Here is a 20625-nt window from a genome sequence, read left to right on the forward strand (position 1 = left end):
ATCCACATAATAATCCACCGGACCGCCGGATCCCGCTGATTGGCTTGTCGACACACTGGCTGCGGGTGCAAGTCCCGATGATGCGCCACCAACAATGTTGCTGGCCGCCGCAGTCAAAAAGGCAGCGCTGAGTACCGTGGCGAATGCCCATGCCAAAAAGCCATGAGCGGTGTCGCGAAAAAAGACTTCGTGGGTATGTACGCCGACCCATCTCGTACGCAGCCGCCCCGCGATGTAGCCTCCTATGGTAGAGGCAAGCATAGCGACAACAATCAGATAAAGACCGGTGCCAATTTCGAATGTGGTGGCCGATACGCCCGAATTGCCCCAGGGGGATACGACCGAGAAGCCCATGCCGACACCGAACGCAAGGAGGACAAGGGTCAGAGCTGCAGCAGCAACGGCACCCGCTGCAATCGCGGCCCACGATATCGCTGGGCTTTCCGCGACAGGGGTAGAAATTTCAACCGATTCAAAAACCATCAATGCCCCCTGGATGACTATCCCTTCGCTTTGGCTAAGGACGGGATCACAATGCTAGTGAGAAGAAAACGTTCCCACTCTCAATGCCTATTTTCCTTTGAGCGTGTCTTTGACGCCGCCGATGGCGTTCTGAACCTTGCCCTTTATTTTGTCGGCGTTGCCCTCCGTCTCCAGCTTGGTGTCACCGACCGCCTTGCCGACCGCCTGCTTCACTGCGCCTTTGACTTGCTTCGCCGATCCAACGACCCGGTCCTTGTCCATGATTCCGTCCTCCAATAGCAAAGCCCTGAGCGGGAGAGGTGGGCAATGGTTTAGTCTGGCTCCCGTCCTTCGCACCATTGCGTCGCGCACCAGTATCCGTCTTGATCTAGATCAACCAATATTCTTTAGATGACTCCCGAACTGGCCGCCGATAATCCAGCGCGTCGCCGGATCGCGGTGAGCCGCTCGGCGTTGTTGGCGTCCTCATATCCCGCGAGCGACCAATTTGGCGAAACGACCTTGGGGAATGGAACCGTTCCCATCTAGTTAGCTTGTCAATGTCCCACCTGATGCGTGCCAGTGTACTCACCGCCATCTTCGGGGATCAGTCATGGACATCACTGCTGACACAATTGAAGACATTGGGCCGCAGCCGCAATCGTTCGACATTGAACGCGCGACGAAGGAAAATACAAATTATCGTTCGGTCGCCTGGAGTGGGCGCTATCTGCAAGTGACATTGATGTCGATCCCCGTCGGCGGCGACATTGGCCTTGAAGCGCATCCGGAAACCGATCAGTTCCTGCGCCTCGATGCTGGCAGCGGCCGGGTGCAGATGGGACCCGCGAAGGACAAGCTGACTTTTGAAAAAAATGTTTCAAACGGTTGGTGCGTTCTCGTTCCGGCCGGGACCTGGCACAACATCACTAATATCGGGGCAACACCAATGCAGGTCTATGCAATCTACTCGCCCGCCCACCACACGCCCGGCAAGGTGCAGGCAACGGCGGCTGCAGCCGAAGCCGACAAAGACGACGAGCCTGCGGCTTGGTCAGTGCAACCAAAACATGCGCCCGATAAACACGGGTGACCGGTCATGTTTGGCTCCGTCGTAATGTGCGGAAACTCAACTGTAGCCGGAACCTCGCGTCCCCAGTGAAAACAATTGCGGATTTTGCGCTGCACATCGCGGGAACAATTTTGGTGTTAGCGGTTTGGTGGCGACTGGGAGGCTAACAACCAAAGAGCCTTAACATGGCAAAAGACGAACATAACAAGGCTGCCGAGCATCATGATAACGCAGCCAAGGCACATCGTTCCGCCGCTGAACATCATGGCAAGGGTGACCATGCCAAAGGTAAGGAACATGCCGCCAGTGCAAAACAGCATTCGCAGACTGCGAACCAGCAGACTGATCAGGCCCATTCAAAAAGCCAACAGCAGAAATAGTTACAAGAAGGCCCGGTTCATTCCGGGCCTTTTCATTTGAAACGATTGCTAGGATATGAAAGTACCAAAGAAGCACTGGACCACGACGATTGGTCAGGCGACCGGACATCCGGCTGCTTTCGGGGTGGTACTTCTGTACGCATTGCTGTGGCTAATCTTTGACGCGGTGACCTTTGATTGGAACGCCGTTGCGACCTTGGGTGTGTGGATGATGACATTGTTTATTCAGCGGTCGAATCGGCGAGACACCCTAGCTCTTCATGCAAAGCTGGATGAACTTCTGCGGGTCGATAAGGACGCGCGAACAGAACTTACTCGTTTAGACGAACAAGAACCCGAAGACATTAAAAAACATCGGGATACCGAGGTTCGGAAGACAACGGCACCATAATTCCCAATTGCATATCACAAACACCAATGCCTAACCCCACTTCCAAGAGATGGAGCCGCTGGCGGTATTGCACTGGCCAGCGGCCTCGCGCCGACAAGGTGATCGAATAGGGCCGCTGTTGTTGCAGTGCATGAGTCCGGTTGTGGCACTTTTGAGACATGCCGCGGTGTCCGAGTTGAGTCTGCTTTCGGGGGTCAACCGGACCTCACGATTGCGACCGCCGACTTCTGACTTTGACCCATTTCGGATATCGGCAGCAATTCTCCGAACCTTGTGACCTGACGGCGTGGGTCAAGCATCAGTCCGAGCGGTCACAGCGGCTATAAGCCCTAAATCCAAAAAATGGCGGCCCCGAATGAACCGGAGCCGCCTGTTGGTCGTCAGTTACCGTGTTATCTGAGCAAAAAGAGAGCGACTTCGGGCGGTCTTTTTTGGGGGTCTGTGAGATGGTTCATATAAGGGGCGCGCGGGCGTTGCTAGTAATGCCTCACCGGACATTTCCCCTCCCGGACTGCCTAGGCAAAGCCGTCTGGCGAACATGCTCACTCGGTGGCTTTGCTTTTTTATTTTAGCTGGACCAATTGAACCTTTTGCCCTGCGCCGCGACGTACATCGGTCCGGGAATAGAATGCCCAGTCCCTAACCTAACTGCCCGCGAAATGGCGCTGGCAGCTCTTTGTAACCGGCGTCCGACTATGAGCGCTCAGATTATCAAGGCTTCGATCTCCTTTATAACAGTCGCTGCGTCGGCAGGATCGCTTTTTGCGATTAGTTGGATTGGTCTGGCGCTGCTCGGGTTTTAGGCCAGCTCGACTTCGAGCTTTCACGGCCGTGCGCTCCTACTGGCCGAAAAAGAAACGTTGAAGGGAAAGTGGACTGCGTCGCCGTTGAAGCGGACGCAATGAAGCACTGCCAGCATTGATCTCTGAGTTTGGCACGTTTGAGACATGCCCACGGCCCCTGCGCATGCGAGAAGGTAACGGACAGGAGAGTATCAAATGATCATCAAACGCAGCGTCCCATGGCATGCCCGCTCGACCCTCAGCAGGTCGGCCCACGTCATCGCACGGATCGGACTCGCTTTGACCGGGGCCGCCTGTGGGCTGTTCGTTGCCGAGGTAAGTGCCCGCATCGACCCGGTTGGTTCGGTTGAAGCCATGCTCGCCATGATGCTTTACGGGGCCGCCGGCTTCTATCTCGGGATCGATCTGCCCCAGGCTCCTCCCGATCACCACATGCACCTGCCGCCACGGCGCGGGCTGGGCACCAGTGCGGATATGTTGGAGCTGCTAACTGCGGCCGGCATTTTCCTCACCGCGGTGGCGGCGGTGGTGTCCATCTCCAGTATCGTTCTGGATGAAACCGTGGAAGCCAGCACGGCTGGCATCATCTGTCTGAGTTGGGCAATCGGCGCTACCATGCAGATCGCCGCCGGCATCATCGCGCGAACAAAGTTAGCCCGTGCCGTGAAAACGGCGAAGCTCGCGCTCTTCTTCCGGTGAAAGGTCATGATAATCTCTGCTAAGGGAGTTCGAACATGCCGCTCTATATGTATCAGGCAGCCTACACTGCAGAATCATGGTCAGCGCAAATGAAGAATCCGCAAGACCGCGTTGAATCCGTTGGACGGCAGGTGACTGAGGCCGTCGGAGGCAAAATGATCGGTGGTTGGTACTGCTTAGGCGATTATGACGTTATTCTGATCGCCGACGTGCCGAACATCGAGAGCATGGCTGCCATCGCCGTAGCGATTGCGGCGGGTGGCGCAATCAAGTCCAGCCATACCACTGCATTGATGACCGGGGCGGAACTTGTGGCGGCCCTGAAGAAGTCGGAGTCCGTCGTCAAAGGTTATAAACCCGCCCGATAGAAATCGTCGGGCTTCGATCACCCGCATCCGGTCCGGTCGGCCTTTCGGCGCTGGTTCGTCGGTTTGGATGCGGGGCATCCGGATAACCCGGTTATTGATTGGCCGCATCAATCGGAGGTATCTTTCATTTAGAAGGTGCGATGTCTCTTTATGGCACGTTTGAGACATGCCGAATGACCCTGAGAATGTCTGCTAATTAGGGAAGACCGGAAGTGAGCGGCGCGCGGTTAAAGTGACGCGATTGACCCAGACCGGACATCGACGTCCTCTTCCATTGTGCTGGCAAGCCCTTACGATGTTGTCTCCTAGTCGGTGGGACGGACATGAGGCGGCGAGACTTTTTAAATGTTCTCTTCGGAACGGCGGCAGCACTAGCGCTCGTAGCGGGCATTGCGCTCAACGCCGCCCACGCCGGTACCAAAGACGAAAGCGCCGCCGAATGGCTTGCGCCGAAATGGTTCAATGAGTGGCATGACGCCCTGGCCGCCAGGGGCCTGGCACTCGGTGCAACCTATGTCGGCGACAACATCACCAACGTCTCTGGAGGAACGGGACGCGGTGCCATCCATTTTGGCCGCTTCGATTTCTCGGTCGATGCCGATCTTGACAAACTGTTCGGCTGGACCGGCGGCAGATTCTTCGCCAACACCTACGACCTCTACGGCCGTGGGCTGACGCGTAACTACGTCCACAACCTCGCTACCATCAGCGAGATCGAAGCACTACCCGGGGCGCGGCTCTACAACGCCTATTTCGAGCAAAGTTTCTATAACAATGCTCTCAACATTCGGGTCGGCCAACAAGCGGCCGACGTGGAGTTTTTCGACAGCCAGACGGACGATTTGTTCATCAACGGGACGTTCGGTTGGCCGGCCATCATGGCTACCAACCTGCCGGCCGGCGGTCCGGCGCCGCCGATCGCTGTGCCCGGCATCCGCGTGAAGGCCGCACTCTCGGATCAGATCACCGCCTTCGGCGCGGTATTCAACGGCAACGCTGCGCGGCCGGGGCCCGGAGACCCGCAGCTTCGCGACAACCACGGCTTGGCGTTCCGGGTTAACGATCCGCCTTGGATCATTGGGCAGGTTCAATGGGACTATAATATCGACGTCGGGGGCGGCCCGCTCCCCGGCAATTTTACGCCGGGAGGCTGGCGTCATTTCGGGGAGTTCGACGATCGGCGCTTTACCGCGCAGGACTTGTCGATCGCCGACCCGAGCGGAACTGGCATCGCGGCTAAGCTTCGCGGCAATTTCGGAATCTTTGCGGTTGTGGAACAGACGCTCTATCGGCCGTCATCGGTGACCGAGAAGGGCGTGTCGGCATCCGTTCCCGGCGTGACGGCGTTCGCCCGGATCGCCTACAGCCCGCCAGATCGAAATCTGATCGACCTTTATATTGATGGTGGCATCGGCTTTGTAGGCCTCGTCCCCGGCCGCTCGCTCGACCGGTTCGGGATGGCGGTGGCCTACATGCGGATATCCGACGCGAGTAGAAATCTCGATCGCGATACCCAGTTCTTCAGCGGCCTGCCGAGCCCGGTGCGGAGTAATGAAACCCTGCTTGAACTGATCTATGAAGCGCACATCAAGTCGGGCTGGCTGCTGGCACCATATTTCCAGTATGTGTTTCGCCCGTCTGGCGGCATTCCCAATCCGAACGATCCGAGCGGGCTTTCCCGGATAGGCGATGCCGCGGTATTTGGCGTGACAACTACCCTCAAATACTAAACATCTGCCGTACCGGACTCACGACTATTTTCCACACCGCCTAGACATCCCTCCACGGCATTTTTTCGAACGTGAGGGGATGGCTGATGCGGTCGGTTTGTTCGGGTATCATTGCCTTCATGGAACAGGCGACGACTAAATTCCAGTGCCCGAATTGCGTGCCGAATGCAAGATAGTGCGGGTCGAAGCCGACCCGCCTTCAACCAGCAGCTAACGCGCTTGAGCTGCGGTGGCCGTTCCAGAATAGGGACGGCAAGTTCGCAATCAAATATTTTCGGCTCGAAAATGGTTCAGCGCGCGAAGTCAGGGGCCGCAGGCATTAGCCTTCCGACGCTCCGGATGCCAAGTCCGCGTTTGGCACAAAGCGGACCTAACGACCGTCGGGCTGAATGTCCGCTGTCGAGGGCCAAGCAGACATCGCCGTTCCATAACATCTGATCGGCGCTTTCGATGTCCGCCGCCGGGACGAACGCAAACGAGCCCGTGCCCGACGGTGAAGTCAGCGTCTTCTCGGGCCCCTCGCCGTCGCGCGCCAGCAAATTACTCAATGATCGTGAGCAACAGATCCGGAATCTTCACCAGGCTTCGACCTGCGAACGCGACGTAGAGGGTCGCGGTGGCCTCAGAGAAAGAATCTAGATAACAGCTTGAGGGCCGACCCGGTAGGGCTGCCGTGTGCAGCAGACGCGTCCAGTTAACGCCATCTATCGTCATGAACGCTCCGCCCCTGCCGACGGCAAATCGAGCCGCGAAGAAATTGGGATCGAACTTCATGTCATTCAGAATCAGGTCGAAATGTTCGCCGATGCCGATGCCCGCGGGGCCGGTGGGATCGTCATCGGTCGAGATCGGGATCTGGATCGGGTTGTTCCCCCAGATTAGCTGGGTCTCCAGATTCTGGTCCACGTTCCATGTGCGGCCTCCGTCGTCCGACCGCTTCACATGATCGCTGTCCAGAATATAGATCACCTGCGGTTGATAGGGGCTTACAAAGAACCTGATGGCAGCCTGTGCGCCGACCGATTGGCCCTGGATGGGGGGCGCGGGCACGATTTTTGTCCACTCTGCTGCGCCCGCTGTCCATGTCCAGAGATTGGTGTTTGAAGGGCCACCCTGGCCCTTGGGGTCGGCGCCGCCCGCGAAGAACACCGTGTTTGCGTGCCCACCCGCGGCCTGCACGACACCCAGATTGGCCTCAGGCAGCGGCGGGCCTTGTAGGAAGACGTTCGCGCCCTGGCCGGGGCCGCTGGCAGTGGTGACCCACTCGACGCGATGCTTGATGTCGAAAATGTTTTGCGTGCGCACCAACACCGGGGCGTTATTGGAGTTGGGAGCGACGCCCGGATTCAGAATGAAAATATAATCGCCCTGAGACGGCGCAATCTCGCCCGCTAACCCCAAAACAAGGGGGCGCGAACCCCGCTGGGCGTAGAAACTCCCTGCGTTCCAGATGTCGCGCGAGGGTTCGTCATCCGCCAATGTTGGTGGCCCGGTGACTGCCTTGCGGTCATGCCCGCTTGCGCTGGCGTCGGGAAGATTACCCGGTTGCGTCTGATATACCGATACCGTCTGCCCTTCTCTTGTGTGATCTGCGAGATTGCCAGCGGTGTCCCAGCGAGGGGTGAATACCATGATGGCATGGGGCCGCAGGGGATCGGCGAAAGCACAGTCGTTGTCTCCTCCACCATACTGCTGGTACGACCAGTTCTGGCCGCCATTCATGGAGTAGAAGCCATCGTTGTCGCCAGTGTTCAGCGACAGCGCCACTCCCGCTCCTGCAATGGCCACGCCGGCAACGCTCATGCACGACAGAGTGGTGGCGTTATCGGCCGGCCTGAAGTTCCAGCCTCCATTGGTGCTGCGATAGATTCCGCCATCGCCCAACATCCATAGAGTTCCGATGTCCGGCTGGTAGTTACCGCCTTCCATTTGCGCCTTAAAATCGGGCGAGAGAAGAAAGCCATGGAGGTCTGCGTGACCGGAGTCCAGGCGCTGCCAATCGGAAGGCGCTTCGGGTTCTAGCGGACCTACCCAGGCAGCCGATCGCGAGAAGTCGCCGGCAAACGAAAGCCGTTGCGCGCCATAAAACAACATGTCCCCACACCCTCTTCGGGTCGTGGCGAGAAACACGTTGCCGGAGTCCTGCACCTGGTTTGTCGTCGGGTCGAGGGTCAGGTAGGCCGGAAGGGTAACAGGGGCCCAGCTCGATTTCTGCGTACCTGGGAAGCGAGTGTAGTCTCCCCGGTAAATTGCGGCAGCGCCACTACTGCCGTTTTGAGCCACACAAATCTGAAGCGGGCAGCGCGGTGAGATCACCATAACATGTGCCGAGTTGGAGTTGGCGGCCTGGCTCGTCACTCCGCCGATGTTTTGGGGCAAGGGTCCTTTGTCGCGAATCCAGTGGACACCGCCATCAAATGACACGAACATCGTGCTATCGCCCAAGGCGTAGATGATCGCCGGGAAGGCATCGGCAGGCTCGTTCTGCAATACGGCAACGTGGTTGACAGATGTAGCCGGGCCCCTGCCCCAGGGAAACACATCCTTGAAGGTTGCTCCCGCATCCGCGCTGATCGCGAGCGATGATCCGCCGGCCGCGTAAACAAGGTGGTCGCTTCCCTGGGCCCACTGCAACTCTCCCAGGTTGATGGGCGTGGTGAATTGGTGCACCTGTGTCCAGTTGGTGCCCCAATCCGTGGAGCGCCACAAGCCGCGGCTGCCTTTGGCGAGATCATTGGCGGTAAGTGCAAGAACGATGGTTCCATAACCGAGGTTGGACAACACAAAATTTGAGGCGGGAAATCCGCCGTGGCCATCGCCGAGCGCACTCCACACCCCGGCGTCACCGAATCCAACGACACCGACTTTGCCATGGCCGAGATTTGCGGCGTATCGCGGATGACGATCCACACGCCATCCCTGTTGAACACCAAGATTGGCATGGACGAATTGCGCATCGAGGAAAGTGCCATCTCCTTTGCCGATGGCGGTCCAGATCCCTGCATCCCCGAACCCGATGAGGTCGGCGATGCCATCGCCGTTGAGATCGATCACCAGCCTGGGATGTTGGTTGACGCGCCAGCCTTGGTTGTATCCGAATAGGCCGGGAGTGAATTGCGGCACTCCGAAGCCGCCAAAGCGATCGTTGATGGCCGTCCATACGCCGTCGTCTCCGAAGCCGATGATGTCGGGAAACCCGTCGTTGTCGAGATCGACGACAAAGCGGGGATGCTTGTCTACATGCCATCCCTGTTGCACGCCGAAGTTGGCCAGTACAGGTTCCGGGTTGGATTCGCGAAACGTGCCATCCGGGTTTTGAAAAGCGGTCCATACGCCTGCGTCGCCAAAAGCGACGATGTCGACGAGACCATCCTTGTCCAGATCGGCGACAAATCGAGGATGCTTTTCCACACGCCAGCCTTGGTTGAAGCAAAAGTTGTTGTGAACGGGGCGTGCTTCTTGAAATCCGCCAAGGCCGTCGCCGATCGCCGTCCATACGAATTCATCGCCGAAGCCAATGACGTCCGCGAACCCGTCGCCATTAATGTCCATGGCGAACCTGGGATGTTTGTCTATTCGCCAACTTTGGTTGTAACCGAGGTTGTTGAGGGCGAAGACCGGGTCGTGAAAGGTTCCATCGCCTTTCCCGATTGCCGTCCAGACACCGTCAAAGCCGAATCCCACGACGTCGGCGAGGCCATCCTTGTTCAGGTCAACCAGAAATCTGGGATGCTTGTCCACTTCCCAGCCTCCAGCTTCCAGGCCAAATTCAGAATTGACGACGTGTGGATTTTTGAAGGTGCCGTCGCCGTTGCCGAGCGCTACCCACATTCCGCACTCGCCGAAGCCCACGACGTCCGCGAATCCACTGTGAGTGAGCCTAGCGAGAGAGCGGGGATGCTTTTCAACCCGCCAGCCCAGGGCGACCGCAATGTCGACGACGCTCCAGCCTCCCAAAGCCCCAGGGACGTCGAACTGGCTCGGGTCCGGCTGGGGCCAAGTCAGTTGCTCCCATTTCTGCCCGCCGTCCTGGGAGGTCCAGATGTTGGAGTACGATCCTGCGTAGAGCTCCTTACCGTCCGGAGAACAGGCGATGGAGAGCATGCGGCCGGTTACGGAGTGGCCAATGTCACTGGCGTTGGTGTTAAGCCGGGTGGGGCTGACGTCGATGATGTCCATGTTGTTCCTCCCTGTGCGGATGAGTACAACTGCAAAACAATCGGCCGTGATTTTTCAGGCGCACTGTATCGGAGGAAAAAGCTTCCGAGTGTAAGATGGTTCACACGTCGCTGTTGCTGCGTCGGGAACCGGCACGTGCGTGCTTGGTTACTTCAGCCAAGCTGCAGCGTCTGCAATCGAGTACATTTCGGAAGTGTGAAGATCCGCGCGTCATGTAAGGCGCTAAAGCCGACAACGCGCAGTTCGATTGAGACCATTTTCCATAACATCTGATCGGCGAACGAGAATTCTCCGGTCCCGCGGGTAAGCGGGTCTTCGGGTCCCCGGTCACGCTGCGAGTTCAATTGCCTGTGATGGCCAGCCCGGATTAGAGGTGCGTTGATCCATCCCTATTTTGGATAGGCAGGCATCAGATATTGTGCAATCGCACGAGGATCATCGCTAGCTGTTGACGAAAAGATTGGTCGCGTTGCGCATGCTCATATCCAAAGTCACGGCGTATTGCAGCACCGGCTGCAACGGCACGCCGGCCGGAAATCCCAAACTGCCGGGTATATCGAGGCTATCATATTTTTCGACCGTGATCGTCACAGGCGGCAAAGGCGTCGGCACGCCTATGTTCGAAGGCGTAAACGGCGTCGCGACTACGGCCTGATAGCAAGCGTCAGTTGGGCTCGACGCGTCACGAAATTGCTTGAGCTGAAGAGTTGAGAAAGCAATCGGGAGGTTCGCAAGCACCTCCTGCAGGAGCCAATTGAGAAACGGGTCGGCGATTTGGGCCCCAAGCCCTATCCACGGCCAGAAACCGTCAGGAATAGGCGCCGGTCCGGCGCTGGGGTTGATCTTCACGACCGGTTGCCAGTCCAGCATCGTCGCCGGCGAGAAGTTTTTCAAGACCAGGGCAGATGCGGAGATCTGCAACGGGTTGGCATTGAGAACCGGCGTAGGTGAGAATTGCGCCATCACTTTTGGAAAGCCGAGCACGTTGCGGCCGCTTATCATAGACCATGAATTGTCAACGAACATGAACGGCATGCACAAGTCGGGTACCGGTTCAGGAATCAGGATGCCGGATACCGAGACGAATTTCCAAGCGAAGAAGCGAAAATAGAGCTCTTGCTGGCTGGCATAGCCCCGATTGGAGTAGGGCGTCTGAGCGAACAGCATTCTGGGATAGGTCACGATCTCCATGTCGACGAAGTCGGTGAAAGCTCTGTATTCGAAGCCGCGGTCGGCCAATGTTCCGATGTTGAGCAGCTGGTCGCAAAGAGTCTGCAGGTTTGCCAAGGCTGCGGGCAGTCGAAAACTCATGATTGTGATGCCCGGGAAATTGTAAGGCGGCGGAATCTCGGGGTCATCGACCCGTGGGATATATGCGACCATAACAATTGTCCTCTCATGCGCGATGTAAAACAGCCGTGTCGAAATGCCGGATGACGTGCCTCCTAGACAACATGAATGGCCTGCTTGTGCGAGAACAGTCGGTCGAGCTCAACGCGGCGCGTGCCTTTGAACCCGAGCACGAAATCGGCTCCATACACTTTGGCAGGCGTTTGGAATCCAGGAAGAAATTCACCGCGCATGACCCGTTGCGCGATCGCGGCGGCCGACTCGGCGGTGAAGCTGTAGCCATCCGGCGTTTCAAGACGGGCGCTGCTGCGTCGCCTCCAACTATCTTCCGCCTCTGCTACAATGACACATTTCTCCGTCTCTCGTCGTCGAGGCGTTGGACCTTCAGGCCATGCGCGAGTGGCGGCGTTGAGCCACCGCTGAACCGGCGCGAACCGCAGGGTGTCGGCGACGCCCGCGCCCAGCTGATAGAGGGCGCGCGAAGCAAGATCGGCTTCGAAATAGGCTTCGATGTTGCGGATGCCGGTCGAATAGTACGCGGTAAAAACATCAGCCCAGCTCACAGCAACGCTTTCCCGTTCGCCCTCGCCAAAGTCGAAGGAACGTTGCAGGCGGCCGACAGGAACGGAAGTCAGTCGCCCGTTTCGACGAATCGTTACCCGCGAATTGCTCAATCCAAGCGCCGACCGAAAAGTACCTCGCGAAAATGATTCTGGTCGCAACAATGCTATCCGGAGATATTTCGCATTTGGGACGCGAGCAGCCACGTGCATCGCCAGGCAGTCGGACGCCACGATGCCCAATCCGGCACCCGGCATGATCATGATGCCGCGTTTGCGGGCCGCCGCGTCGTAGCAGAAGGCATCCCGAAAAGCCGGAAGCTCGCCGGTAATGTCGAGATAGTGGGTTTGTGTCCGCAGGCACGATTCGATCAGGGGCCTGGTCGTTTGCGTAAACGGGCTTGCTGCGTTGATCAGGACGGAGACATCGCCCAGCGCATCATCGAGTATTTCCGGCTCATCGACGGCGACCACGCGCCCCGGGATACCCAGCTCCGCGGCGAGCGTGTGTACGCGATGTGCCGTCCGGCCGGCAATGACAGGAGGGTGCCGCAGATTTCGGGCATGCTCGGCAATCAGCCGCCCAGTATAGCCCGTCCCTCCATAAATCAGAATTCGACGGCGCACGCATCGCTCCTCAATCGTCGATCCGAAACCGATGGCATCGGGTTCGCGCGTTCAGCGTAGGAATATCCATGTCGCCAGGCCATGGATGAATGCCTTGTCCCTGGACGGCGGCAGGTCGCCAAATATCGAAGCGAATTCGTGCAAGGCGGCGCCGGCAAGGGCGTGAGCAAATTGACGCACATATTCAGCCGAGCCGTAGGCCGCCATCAGGGACAGTGCCCAGTCGACATCTTGCCTTTTGCGTTTGTCGCGTGGCCGGAGAAACAGTCTGGTCAATCTGGCGCGCTCAACGGGCGAGCAATGACGATAGGCGTGAATGAGCAATAGACTGCGCTTGCCTTCCAATAAATCGCCGTTCATTTCCTTCCCGTAACGCAGATCGGGCGCAAGGTTCAGCAGGTCGTCCTGCATCTGAAAGGCGGCTCCGAGAAAGAAGCCAAAGCGAATGAACGGCTCAAGATCGACTGCCCCGCGGCTCCCGATCAGCGCTCCAATTCGGGCGGGATGGATCGTTGCGAGCCAGCAGGTCTTTTTCAGGACCATGTTCAGGTAGTCGGCATCGCCAAGCTCAAGCACGTTTTCCTGTATCCAGCCGAGTTCGATCGCCTGTCCCTCCAGGGAATGCCAGGCCATGGTTTCCATTTCGCGCAGAATACGCAGACCGAGCACACCGCCAAACAGGCCCATATTGTCGAGCAGCGGCCGAAGGCTCAGAAGAAACAGGGCATCGCCGGCGTTGATCGCAAGCGGCACCCCATGCAGCATGTGGAGCGTCGGCCCGCCGCGTCGCAACGCGCTGCCGTCCTGAACGTCGTCGTGGACAAGCATCGCATTATGCAGCAGTTCAATGGCGACCGCCGAGCGAACCGCGTCCGTTGGGTTCGCGCCAAACGCACGCGCCGTTGCAATGCAGATGCTTGGCCGCATCATCTTGCCGGCGCGCTGGGGATAGTCGGCCAGCAAGTCGTACAGATATCGCGTCGGATAACCGTTCGGCAGGTAGCTCACCAGCGCTTCGCGAGTGAGCGCGCCGTATTCCTCAAGAGTGTCGGCGACAAGCGAAGTCATCGCTGCGCCATCAGCCGCGGCGGACGACCGGGATTTTCGAACCCTAGCTGCCGACGGTGACACTTACCGTTCCTCCGGGTTCATTGGTGCTGCTATCGACAATGGCGCCGGTATAGGTACCGGCGGTCTGCCCGCGAGGAACATTTACAGTCAGGACAAGGTGGGTCCGGTCCGCAGTTAGCTGGAATTTCACTTTAGGCAGACTGTGTTTCGGATCGCCCGCCAGCAACTCACGCACCAGCGGCACGAAGCGCGGCGAGGGCGGCCGCAGATCGAGCGTTACGTTTTTCACCCCGTTGCCCGTCACGACGATTTGAGGTGGTTCAGCCGGGATCGCCGGATCGGCGGGGGTGACATTGCTGATCGTGATGGCGCCGCTCGATGTGCCGGTCTGGGTTCTGGTTGTTGGCTGCGTAGTACCGGTGCCTTTGCGGTCACCGGGCACTCCGGGACCTGCTGATTTCGCGCCTATCGACCGCACCACGATCGATAATAAGTCAAGCCAGGTGGCCCCAACGTCCTTGGTCGTGGCGACTAGGCTTTCGACCATCATGCTGACATCAGTGTTTAGCTGCTGGGAATTGGCCATGCCATCACGCAGGCGCGCGGCGGCGGTCTGACCGGCGCGGATTTGTTCCTCGATGACTGTGGAACTCAGTTGGACCATGTTGCTAATCGCCTGCTGGACGCTCTCCGAAATCAGGCTCTTCGGGCCGTTGGGTCCGCCATTGCCACCGTTGCCAGCGCCGCCGCCTTTGCCGCTTCCCGATCCGGCGTTGCGCTTGATGTGGTCGCTTCCGCTTCGGTGCGGGGCATCGCGATCCGGGTCATCCCGACGCAACCGTTCGCCTTTCTTGCCTTCGCTTTTTTTCGCCATGACGTGTGCCCTCCGGGCGTTGCATGGTTCAACTAATCAAGGATGATCATAGCCGATAATATCTTCGAGCGCGGGCCACCTGGAAATCGCATGCGCCGCCAGCCTTCCCGACATCGTGGCAGCTTCGACGCATCCTACGTTAAGACTGCAATCTGTCCAATCGCCCGCGATCGTCAGGTTGTCGTATGTATTGTCGAGCGGTGAAATTCGATATTCAAGACTGCCAGGCAGGGAAAGAGTGTAGCGATCTGAAGGATTGACGTTAGCAGTCCAGTACTGGGTATTGAAGCGCGAGCGTGTCGCAGTTCGCCCCGTTTTTTCTTTCGTCGGCTCCGGATTCACCAGCAATTCCCAGCGAAATTCGCCGGAGCGCCGTTTGGCCTTGGGCCATAAATGATGGATGTCGCGGTTGAGAAACCCGATGGCGTTGACCCGCACTTCTTCCCGCCGCCGCCTCGGATAGTCGATGTCGAAAGCGTCCGGCTCGTGCGGCGGGTCGGCCAGAACGTTGCAAAAATAGGCGGCCGTCCGCGGCGGATGGCCGTGCCAATCTTCGGCAGGAATGACGTGCCCCATGTCGGCCCAGGTATCGAACGGCTTAACGAAGCTGGTCAGCGTCACCGGCGGCATCTCCCAGCCCAGTTCCTGTAAATCGGCGCCGAGCCAAATCTGAAACGCCTGTGTGGCAACCGTCTTGACCCGGTCAACCATCATACGCCAGCGCGGGTTGCTGGCTACAATCTCGCCGCAGACATAAGGCAGCGCGCCGACGCCTACGCCCAACACGACGAAATCGAAATCGCGCGTCACCCGCAATTCCAGGGCCGCTGCTCTTTGGTGATCCCAGTGCGATTCGAAATCCCGATTTTCCCGCTGCAATCGCGGCCCGTCCTTCAATTGCCGGAAATCGGGCTCGGCAGGCCAGCATTGCATTCCTCGGACGTTGATTAGCGGTCGATATTCGCGTTTTCCGCGAGTCTCGGCCTGAACGTCGAATTCGAGCGCTTCGACATATTGCTTCTCGCCGGGCGCAAGTCTGCTGGCATCAACCAGCTTGACGTTCCGAAGCCGATGGAAAAACTTGAAGGTGACACCGCGCTGACGCAACGCTTCGTAGAAGGGCGCGAACACGACATCCCCCATGCCGGCCCGCATCTTCCACAGCGGCGCGCCGCGATAGCAGAAAAAAAACCGCAGCGTTCCGCGCAAGGCGACGCCCGCAGCCACGGCGGGACGGTTAGCGTCGCCCCCCTCGTAAGCGAGGGCCATATCATAGAGAACGCGTGTGAACGGAGAATCTATCGCGCGCTCAGACGCTCCGTTCAGCCGGAGCCATTCCCGCTGGTCGAGATGATTGATGGCGTCGAGCCCGCGCGGATCTGTGAGTAGTCCGAAGCGGATTGCACCGATCAGGTTAGCCAGGATGAGGTCGACAATCTCCCATTGATATCTGACGTGATCGTCGCTCGCGACGAGTTGCTCAAATTGTTTGCGCACTGCGGCGGCGATCGCCTCCATCAATTTCAGAACGGTGTTTTGCGGAACGGCCGCGACCGACTTGAGCGCCGCTTCCAACAGCGCGAGCGCTTCGACAGCCACCGCGGCCGACGCAAGTGCGCCTAGGCGCAACAGGCTTGTTACTCTCGCGATGATTGCATCAGAATCGTTTTGATCCCGCTCTAAATCCAGATTTTGGTTTGTCGCGTCGGAGGCCCGGAAAGTTTCCAAGCCGAGCAAGAGTGTTCGCAGGAGTGCGACACCGCGCGCGAAGTAATGCTTGAGGGCAAACGGATTATGCGTATCCAGAGGGTCGCCAGGGAGTCCTGGCGCAGGAGGAAAATGTGCTGCCCAGTTGACCCAGTCGCCGTTCGCCGAAATGCCCGCTACAGCGATGTGCGGGTCCGGCAGGAAGAAATCATCCCATTTGCGGCCGCGCCATTTCGCATTTTCCTTAAGTTCTTCGTAACATTGACGCAGCAACAAGAACGCATTGTCATAACAGCCCAGCCAGACGTGGAGTCCGTGCTCTTGAACGCGACCGGCGACGCCACGGCCGGACGAACCCTTTCCTCCGAGACGCCAGCCGAGCTGATAGATTGTTACGTGGTAAGCGCCCTTGTGCCGTAGCTGGGTCAATTCGAAGGCCGCCGCGATAGATGCGCAGCCGCCCCCGATGATAGCGACCTCTATGGGCTTTCGGACTCCCAACTGCCGCTTCCCCATGCGTCGCGGCTACTCGAGGTTACGCCGCGTCCCTTGTTATGATGATATATGCTTTTGCAGTACAAAGAAAAGACCCCGGTGGGTGCCTGCAAATCCAGTTGGCCAGGACGAAAGGTTAGGCGGGTGTGGTGCCGGCGCGCTTTACCGCTTATACTATTGAGCGCACGATATAGTGAGCGAATTCCTCTGCTTCAGGAGCAGTTGAGATGCCCACCCCGCCAAAGGTCGGTCTGCTGCAAGGGGCGGCGTCTGCGCTCAATCAAGGCGAGCACCGCCACATAACGGTGTTGATGACGGACCTCGTCGGTTTCACCGCGTTCGTTGAGCAAGCGGGTGAAGAGGCAGCCTTTGCGCTGGTGAGCCACGTCTCCGGTCTGATGACCGCGGCCATCCATCACCATGGCGGCAGCGTGAAGAACTTCACCGGCGATGGCGTCCTGGCCCTGTTCGGTACGCCTATCGCGCTTGAAGACGGGCCACTGCGAGCTTGCCGTGCGGCGCTCGAGATCCAGGAACGGCTTGCCGATGCCGGAGACAAAATCGAGGCCGAACTCGGTTGTCGTCCGCAGCTGCGGATTAGCCTCACCACCGGACCTGTAGTGTTGGGGGCGGTGGACAGTGGCGAGAGCACCGGTGTCACGGCGCATGGCGACATCGTCAATCTTGCAGCTCGCCTCCAGGGGGAAGCCGCGCCCGGCACTGTAGTCATGAGCGAGGCGATGCTCCGGCAGGTGGAGGGCATGGTCGACGCCGAATCCGCCGGGGTTTTTCGCTTCAAGGGAAAGACCGAGCTGCAGCCGGTTCATCGCCTTGTCGCCGTTCGCGATCACGCAACGCGGTTCGACGCAGCGGTAGCGCGGGGGCTGAGTTCCTACATAGGCCGGACCAGCGAGCTAGCCGTTCTGGAAGAGCAGCTTCAGCGCCTCCATTCCGTTCGTGTGGTCGATATCGTCGGCGATCCCGGCATCGGAAAGTCGCGGTTGCTATATGAGTTCGCACAGCGACATAGCGCAGATCGGATCATGATGCTGCGGGGAAGTTGCTCTAGCCACGGGCAAGAAACGCCATTTCTGCCTTTCATCGAGGTGGTGCGAAACTGGTTCTCCGTGAGCTCCGGGGAGCCGGAGAGCACAATCGTCGGTAAGCTTGATGAGGGATTGAAACGGCTTAGTTGTTGGTCACTGCAAAATCTCGGTCTTTTGCTCAACCTCTTGGGTCTCAAGGCGCCCGGCAGCATCCTGGCTGAGCTAGACGGTACGCTTATCGGCGCGCGTACACGGGACCTCCTGCTACGATTGATTGAGGAGCAGAGCAGGCTTTCAACGGTAGTCCTGTTGCTCGAAGATTTGCATTGGATCGATAGCGCGTCTGAAGATTTGCTGCTGCTGATTATCGACCGGGAACCTGCAGAGCCTCTGATCATCTTGCATACGCGACGGCCGGAATATGCTCCAGTTTGGGCAGGCCGGCCCGGTGTGGTCCAATTACGGTTGGCTCCGCTGTCGTCATCTGAAACATTACGTATCGCGCAAATTCGCTTTGGCGTCGACGAGCTTCCTGAATCACTGGCGCGACTGATCGTTGAGAAAGCGGAAGGCAATGCGCTCTTCGTCGAGGAGATCGCGCGCTATCTGATCGAGCGCGGCACAGTGCGTCGGACGCCATCCGGGCTGGGTTACGATGCCGGCATGGTCGCGGCGGGCCTGCCTGCGAGTGTGGAGCTCCTGCTGACGGCACGCGTCGATCGGCTGTCTCCTGAAGATCGAAACTTGCTGCAAATAGCCGCAGTCATCGGGCGGCGCTTCGATCCTCAATTGCTTAGCGAGGTCGGATTTGGCTTTTAGCAACATCGAAGATCGATTGATGTCGATGGAAAGGTTCGACCTGGTGCAACGAAACGCCGGGACAGCAGATTTCGAGTTCAAACACGTGCTGGTGCGCGATGCACTTTATGACAGCCTGTTGAGTTCGCAGCGCTCTGAACTTCATCTCAGGGTAGCCAACGCGATCGAACGTCGCGGCGCCACCCGCATCAACGAGGTCGCGGAGACGCTAGCTTATCATTATTCGTTGTCGACGCAGCATGACAAGGCCTTCCGCTATTGTTCGCTTTCGGGACGGAAATGCCTCGATATTTATTCACTGGAGGAGGCGGAGCGCTATTTCCGCAAGGCGCTGAGCTTGCTCAGCCTCGTGCCGCAATGCGCGGACGATCAGGCGATGGCAACCGTCGTGGCAAGTCTGCTAGAAGTCCTCTATCTACGGGGCGATCTTCTCGGGCTGCGGGAGATCGCCGAAGAGTACATTCCGCGGCTTCAGACCTTTGGCGATACGCCACAACTAGTGTTTGCGCTCTATTTTCACTGCATGCTGTTGGCGCATCATTGCGACTTCGCTGCCGCGGAAGTCCGCGCAAAATTGGCGCTCGCCATCGCTCAACGTCTTGACGATATTCGCGCGCAAGCCTACGCGCAATCGGCTCTGATGTACTGCTCGACGATTCTTTGCCGTCACGCGCTGGAGGCGGCGGAGATCGAGGGAAGCCGAATGCTCGATGTCTGCATTCGATCCGGAGACAATTATATTCTCAATTGGGCGTATTGGTCGATCGCCTGGGACTATGTCTGCCGCGGTCTTACAAATAAAGCGCGCATCTGGGCTCTCAAGTTGATCGATGCAGGTCGGGAGCGCAAGGACGATCGCGCGCTCGGCATGGCCTACTGGACCTTGGCACTGATTGACATTCAGGATCACCGCTTTGGCGACGCCATTGTAAACGCGCAGAAGTGTCGGAAAACTGCAGCAACTCCGTTCGATCGCAAAACTGGGATGATAGCCAGTGCCATCGGCTTGCTGCTGGAAGGGCGGATCGAGGAGGGCTTGGCGCAACTACTACAGCAAAAGAAATTAGCGCTCGCCGACGGCTGGTTGTACTCGGCAAGCGGGGTCGATTTTGCTGCCGGCCCGGCCCTCGCCATGACCGGCCGCATCGCCGAGGGGATTCGAGTGCTGAAAGCCGGAATTGCCGCGTGTGATGCGACGGGCGACCGGTCCATGGCTTCTTGGAATCGCGTGGCGCTCGCCGAGCTTTTTCTTGGGATGCTTTCCTCAGAAAAGCGGCCATCCTTCAAGTTCATCCTGTCAAATTTGGGCGCTATTACGTGGGTATTGATTTTTGGCAAGCACCGAGCGTGGCAGCTGCTCTGCGAGGCCGTGCAAAACGATCAGATTCATGAGCTTAGCACAAACAGAGGTTGGATCGAAATCGACCTTGCCAAGCTTTGCATATTGAAAAAGAAACCGCATCTCGTTCGACAGCATCTGAGGAAGGCTCAGCTTGCCGCTGCGGCTCAAGAATCGGCTCTCATGATGAACGAAATCGAGGCCATCGGGAAGTCTTTGCCCTAGCTATGTGATCGTAGGTTCCACCCCCTCAAGCAATTGGAAGTCGCTATTATTCCATAACACCTCATATACGCGAATGCGAAAATGCCTCGCAGCTGCTGTTACATTCGGATCGAAAATCGATCGAACGCTGACAGCGTCTGCGCGAACAAATCAACATCCCGAAGATAAATCGATTGCCTCAAATACGCGATCTCATCGTCCCGGTTGGCTTCATCGACGTCGATATACCAAGCTTTGGGACGGCCCTCATCACCAGGGCTCCAGCGATAGCCGCGCTTTTTGAGTTCGTCTTTGAGATCGAACGGGGCTTGTTCGGCCCAAATCCGAATTGTCTTTCGGCGGGCGTTCTCAAGCAGCAACGATAATGCGGTACGATCGACATCAGGAATGGTGTGCGCCAGAATTTCCAACAACGCATGGCAGTCGTC

Annotated in this window: 15 protein-coding genes and 2 pseudogenes; 8 read left to right on the forward strand and 9 right to left on the reverse strand. The window is 58.2% G+C overall.

The window, feature by feature from the left end:
- Positions 1-483, reverse strand: a pseudogene (locus E8A46_RS24100) (hypothetical protein); the annotation flags it as partial.
- Between the two features lie 87 nt (positions 484-570).
- Entirely contained in the window at positions 571-744 is a 174-nt protein-coding gene (locus E8A46_RS24105) for a CsbD family protein (protein ID WP_291566586.1), read from the reverse strand.
- 331 nt (positions 745-1075) lie between these two features.
- Here E8A46_RS24105 and E8A46_RS24110 point away from each other — a divergent pair, with 331 nt between their 5' ends.
- The 6 genes from E8A46_RS24110 (at position 1076) to E8A46_RS24135 (ending at position 5905) form a co-directional block, all read left to right on the forward strand.
- Positions 1076-1555 carry a cupin domain-containing protein gene (locus E8A46_RS24110; protein ID WP_291566588.1) on the forward strand — a complete coding sequence of 160 codons (480 nt, stop codon included), beginning with the start codon at positions 1076-1078 and terminating at the stop codon, positions 1553-1555.
- Positions 1556-1719: 164 nt separating this feature from the next.
- Complete coding sequence (locus E8A46_RS24115; protein ID WP_291566590.1) at positions 1720-1914, forward strand: hypothetical protein; 195 nt, start codon at positions 1720-1722, stop codon at positions 1912-1914.
- Positions 1915-1969: 55 nt separating this feature from the next.
- Positions 1970-2305 (forward strand): low affinity iron permease family protein, encoded by a 336-nt coding sequence (locus tag E8A46_RS24120; protein WP_291566592.1) that lies wholly within the window; start codon positions 1970-1972, stop codon positions 2303-2305.
- 998 nt (positions 2306-3303) lie between these two features.
- Positions 3304-3807: a hypothetical protein gene (locus E8A46_RS24125; protein WP_291566594.1), complete on the forward strand. Its 504-nt coding sequence runs from the start codon at positions 3304-3306 to the stop codon at positions 3805-3807.
- A gap of 35 nt (positions 3808-3842) precedes the next feature.
- Positions 3843-4175, forward strand: coding sequence for a GYD domain-containing protein (locus E8A46_RS24130; protein ID WP_291566596.1), 333 nt, complete (start codon positions 3843-3845; stop codon positions 4173-4175).
- Between the two features lie 323 nt (positions 4176-4498).
- Positions 4499-5905, forward strand: a complete 1407-nt coding sequence (locus E8A46_RS24135; RefSeq protein ID WP_291566598.1) for a carbohydrate porin — start codon at positions 4499-4501, stop codon at positions 5903-5905.
- A gap of 540 nt (positions 5906-6445) precedes the next feature.
- Here the strand turns inward: E8A46_RS24135 and E8A46_RS24140 are convergent.
- The 6 genes from E8A46_RS24140 to E8A46_RS24165 form a co-directional block, all read right to left on the reverse strand.
- Positions 6446-10084 carry a VCBS repeat-containing protein gene (locus E8A46_RS24140; protein ID WP_291566600.1) on the reverse strand — a complete coding sequence of 1213 codons (3639 nt, stop codon included), beginning with the start codon at positions 10082-10084 and terminating at the stop codon, positions 6446-6448.
- Between the two features lie 441 nt (positions 10085-10525).
- Positions 10526-11467 carry an acetoacetate decarboxylase family protein gene (locus E8A46_RS24145; RefSeq protein ID WP_291566602.1) on the reverse strand — a complete coding sequence of 314 codons (942 nt, stop codon included), beginning with the start codon at positions 11465-11467 and terminating at the stop codon, positions 10526-10528.
- A 62-nt stretch (positions 11468-11529) separates the two neighbouring features.
- Positions 11530-12621 (reverse strand): saccharopine dehydrogenase NADP-binding domain-containing protein, encoded by a 1092-nt coding sequence (locus tag E8A46_RS24150; protein WP_291566604.1) that lies wholly within the window; start codon positions 12619-12621, stop codon positions 11530-11532.
- A 51-nt stretch (positions 12622-12672) separates the two neighbouring features.
- On the reverse strand, positions 12673-13689 hold the full coding sequence (locus E8A46_RS24155) for a polyprenyl synthetase family protein (RefSeq protein WP_291566606.1): 1017 nt from the start codon (positions 13687-13689) through the stop codon (positions 12673-12675).
- A gap of 43 nt (positions 13690-13732) precedes the next feature.
- Complete coding sequence (locus E8A46_RS24160; RefSeq protein ID WP_291566608.1) at positions 13733-14566, reverse strand: hypothetical protein; 834 nt, start codon at positions 14564-14566, stop codon at positions 13733-13735.
- A 36-nt stretch (positions 14567-14602) separates the two neighbouring features.
- Entirely contained in the window at positions 14603-16789 is a 2187-nt protein-coding gene (locus E8A46_RS24165) for an FAD-dependent oxidoreductase (protein WP_291566610.1), read from the reverse strand.
- A 206-nt stretch (positions 16790-16995) separates the two neighbouring features.
- On the opposite strand from E8A46_RS24165, the gene E8A46_RS24170 reads away from it, so the two are divergent.
- Together E8A46_RS24170 and E8A46_RS24175 are read left to right on the forward strand one after the other, a co-directional pair.
- Complete coding sequence (locus tag E8A46_RS24170; RefSeq protein WP_291566612.1) at positions 16996-18633, forward strand: AAA family ATPase; 1638 nt, start codon at positions 16996-16998, stop codon at positions 18631-18633.
- 19 nt (positions 18634-18652) lie between these two features.
- Complete coding sequence (locus tag E8A46_RS24175) at positions 18653-20197, forward strand: hypothetical protein (RefSeq protein WP_291566613.1); 1545 nt, start codon at positions 18653-18655, stop codon at positions 20195-20197.
- Between the two features lie 98 nt (positions 20198-20295).
- On the opposite strand, the pseudogene E8A46_RS24180 reads toward E8A46_RS24175, so the two are convergent.
- Positions 20296-20625 (reverse strand): annotated as a pseudogene (locus E8A46_RS24180) (3'-5' exonuclease); the annotation flags it as partial.

The sequence above is a fragment of the Bradyrhizobium sp. genome, assembly GCF_004799445.1.
Taxonomy (GTDB): domain Bacteria; phylum Pseudomonadota; class Alphaproteobacteria; order Rhizobiales; family Xanthobacteraceae; genus Bradyrhizobium.

What these genes read in the sequence shown, in the direction of transcription:
- E8A46_RS24105 (WP_291566586.1), bottom strand. Translation starts at nt 744, where the DNA reads ATGGACAAGGACCGGGTCGTTGGATCGGCGAAGCAAGTCAAAGGCGCA.
- E8A46_RS24155 (WP_291566606.1), bottom strand. Translation starts at nt 13,689, where the DNA reads ATGACTTCGCTTGTCGCCGACACTCTTGAGGAATACGGCGCGCTCACT.
- E8A46_RS24135 (WP_291566598.1), top strand. Translation starts at nt 4,499, where the DNA reads ATGAGGCGGCGAGACTTTTTAAATGTTCTCTTCGGAACGGCGGCAGCA.
- E8A46_RS24175 (WP_291566613.1), top strand. Translation starts at nt 18,653, where the DNA reads ATGTCGATGGAAAGGTTCGACCTGGTGCAACGAAACGCCGGGACAGCA.
- E8A46_RS24170 (WP_291566612.1), top strand. Translation starts at nt 16,996, where the DNA reads ATGCCCACCCCGCCAAAGGTCGGTCTGCTGCAAGGGGCGGCGTCTGCG.
- E8A46_RS24160 (WP_291566608.1), bottom strand. Translation starts at nt 14,566, where the DNA reads ATGGCGAAAAAAAGCGAAGGCAAGAAAGGCGAACGGTTGCGTCGGGAT.
- E8A46_RS24145 (WP_291566602.1), bottom strand. Translation starts at nt 11,467, where the DNA reads ATGGTCGCATATATCCCACGGGTCGATGACCCCGAGATTCCGCCGCCT.
- E8A46_RS24130 (WP_291566596.1), top strand. Translation starts at nt 3,843, where the DNA reads ATGCCGCTCTATATGTATCAGGCAGCCTACACTGCAGAATCATGGTCA.
- E8A46_RS24140 (WP_291566600.1), bottom strand. Translation starts at nt 10,084, where the DNA reads ATGGACATCATCGACGTCAGCCCCACCCGGCTTAACACCAACGCCAGT.
- E8A46_RS24115 (WP_291566590.1), top strand. Translation starts at nt 1,720, where the DNA reads ATGGCAAAAGACGAACATAACAAGGCTGCCGAGCATCATGATAACGCA.
- E8A46_RS24120 (WP_291566592.1), top strand. Translation starts at nt 1,970, where the DNA reads ATGAAAGTACCAAAGAAGCACTGGACCACGACGATTGGTCAGGCGACC.
- E8A46_RS24165 (WP_291566610.1), bottom strand. Translation starts at nt 16,789, where the DNA reads ATGGGGAAGCGGCAGTTGGGAGTCCGAAAGCCCATAGAGGTCGCTATC.
- E8A46_RS24110 (WP_291566588.1), top strand. Translation starts at nt 1,076, where the DNA reads ATGGACATCACTGCTGACACAATTGAAGACATTGGGCCGCAGCCGCAA.
- E8A46_RS24125 (WP_291566594.1), top strand. Translation starts at nt 3,304, where the DNA reads ATGATCATCAAACGCAGCGTCCCATGGCATGCCCGCTCGACCCTCAGC.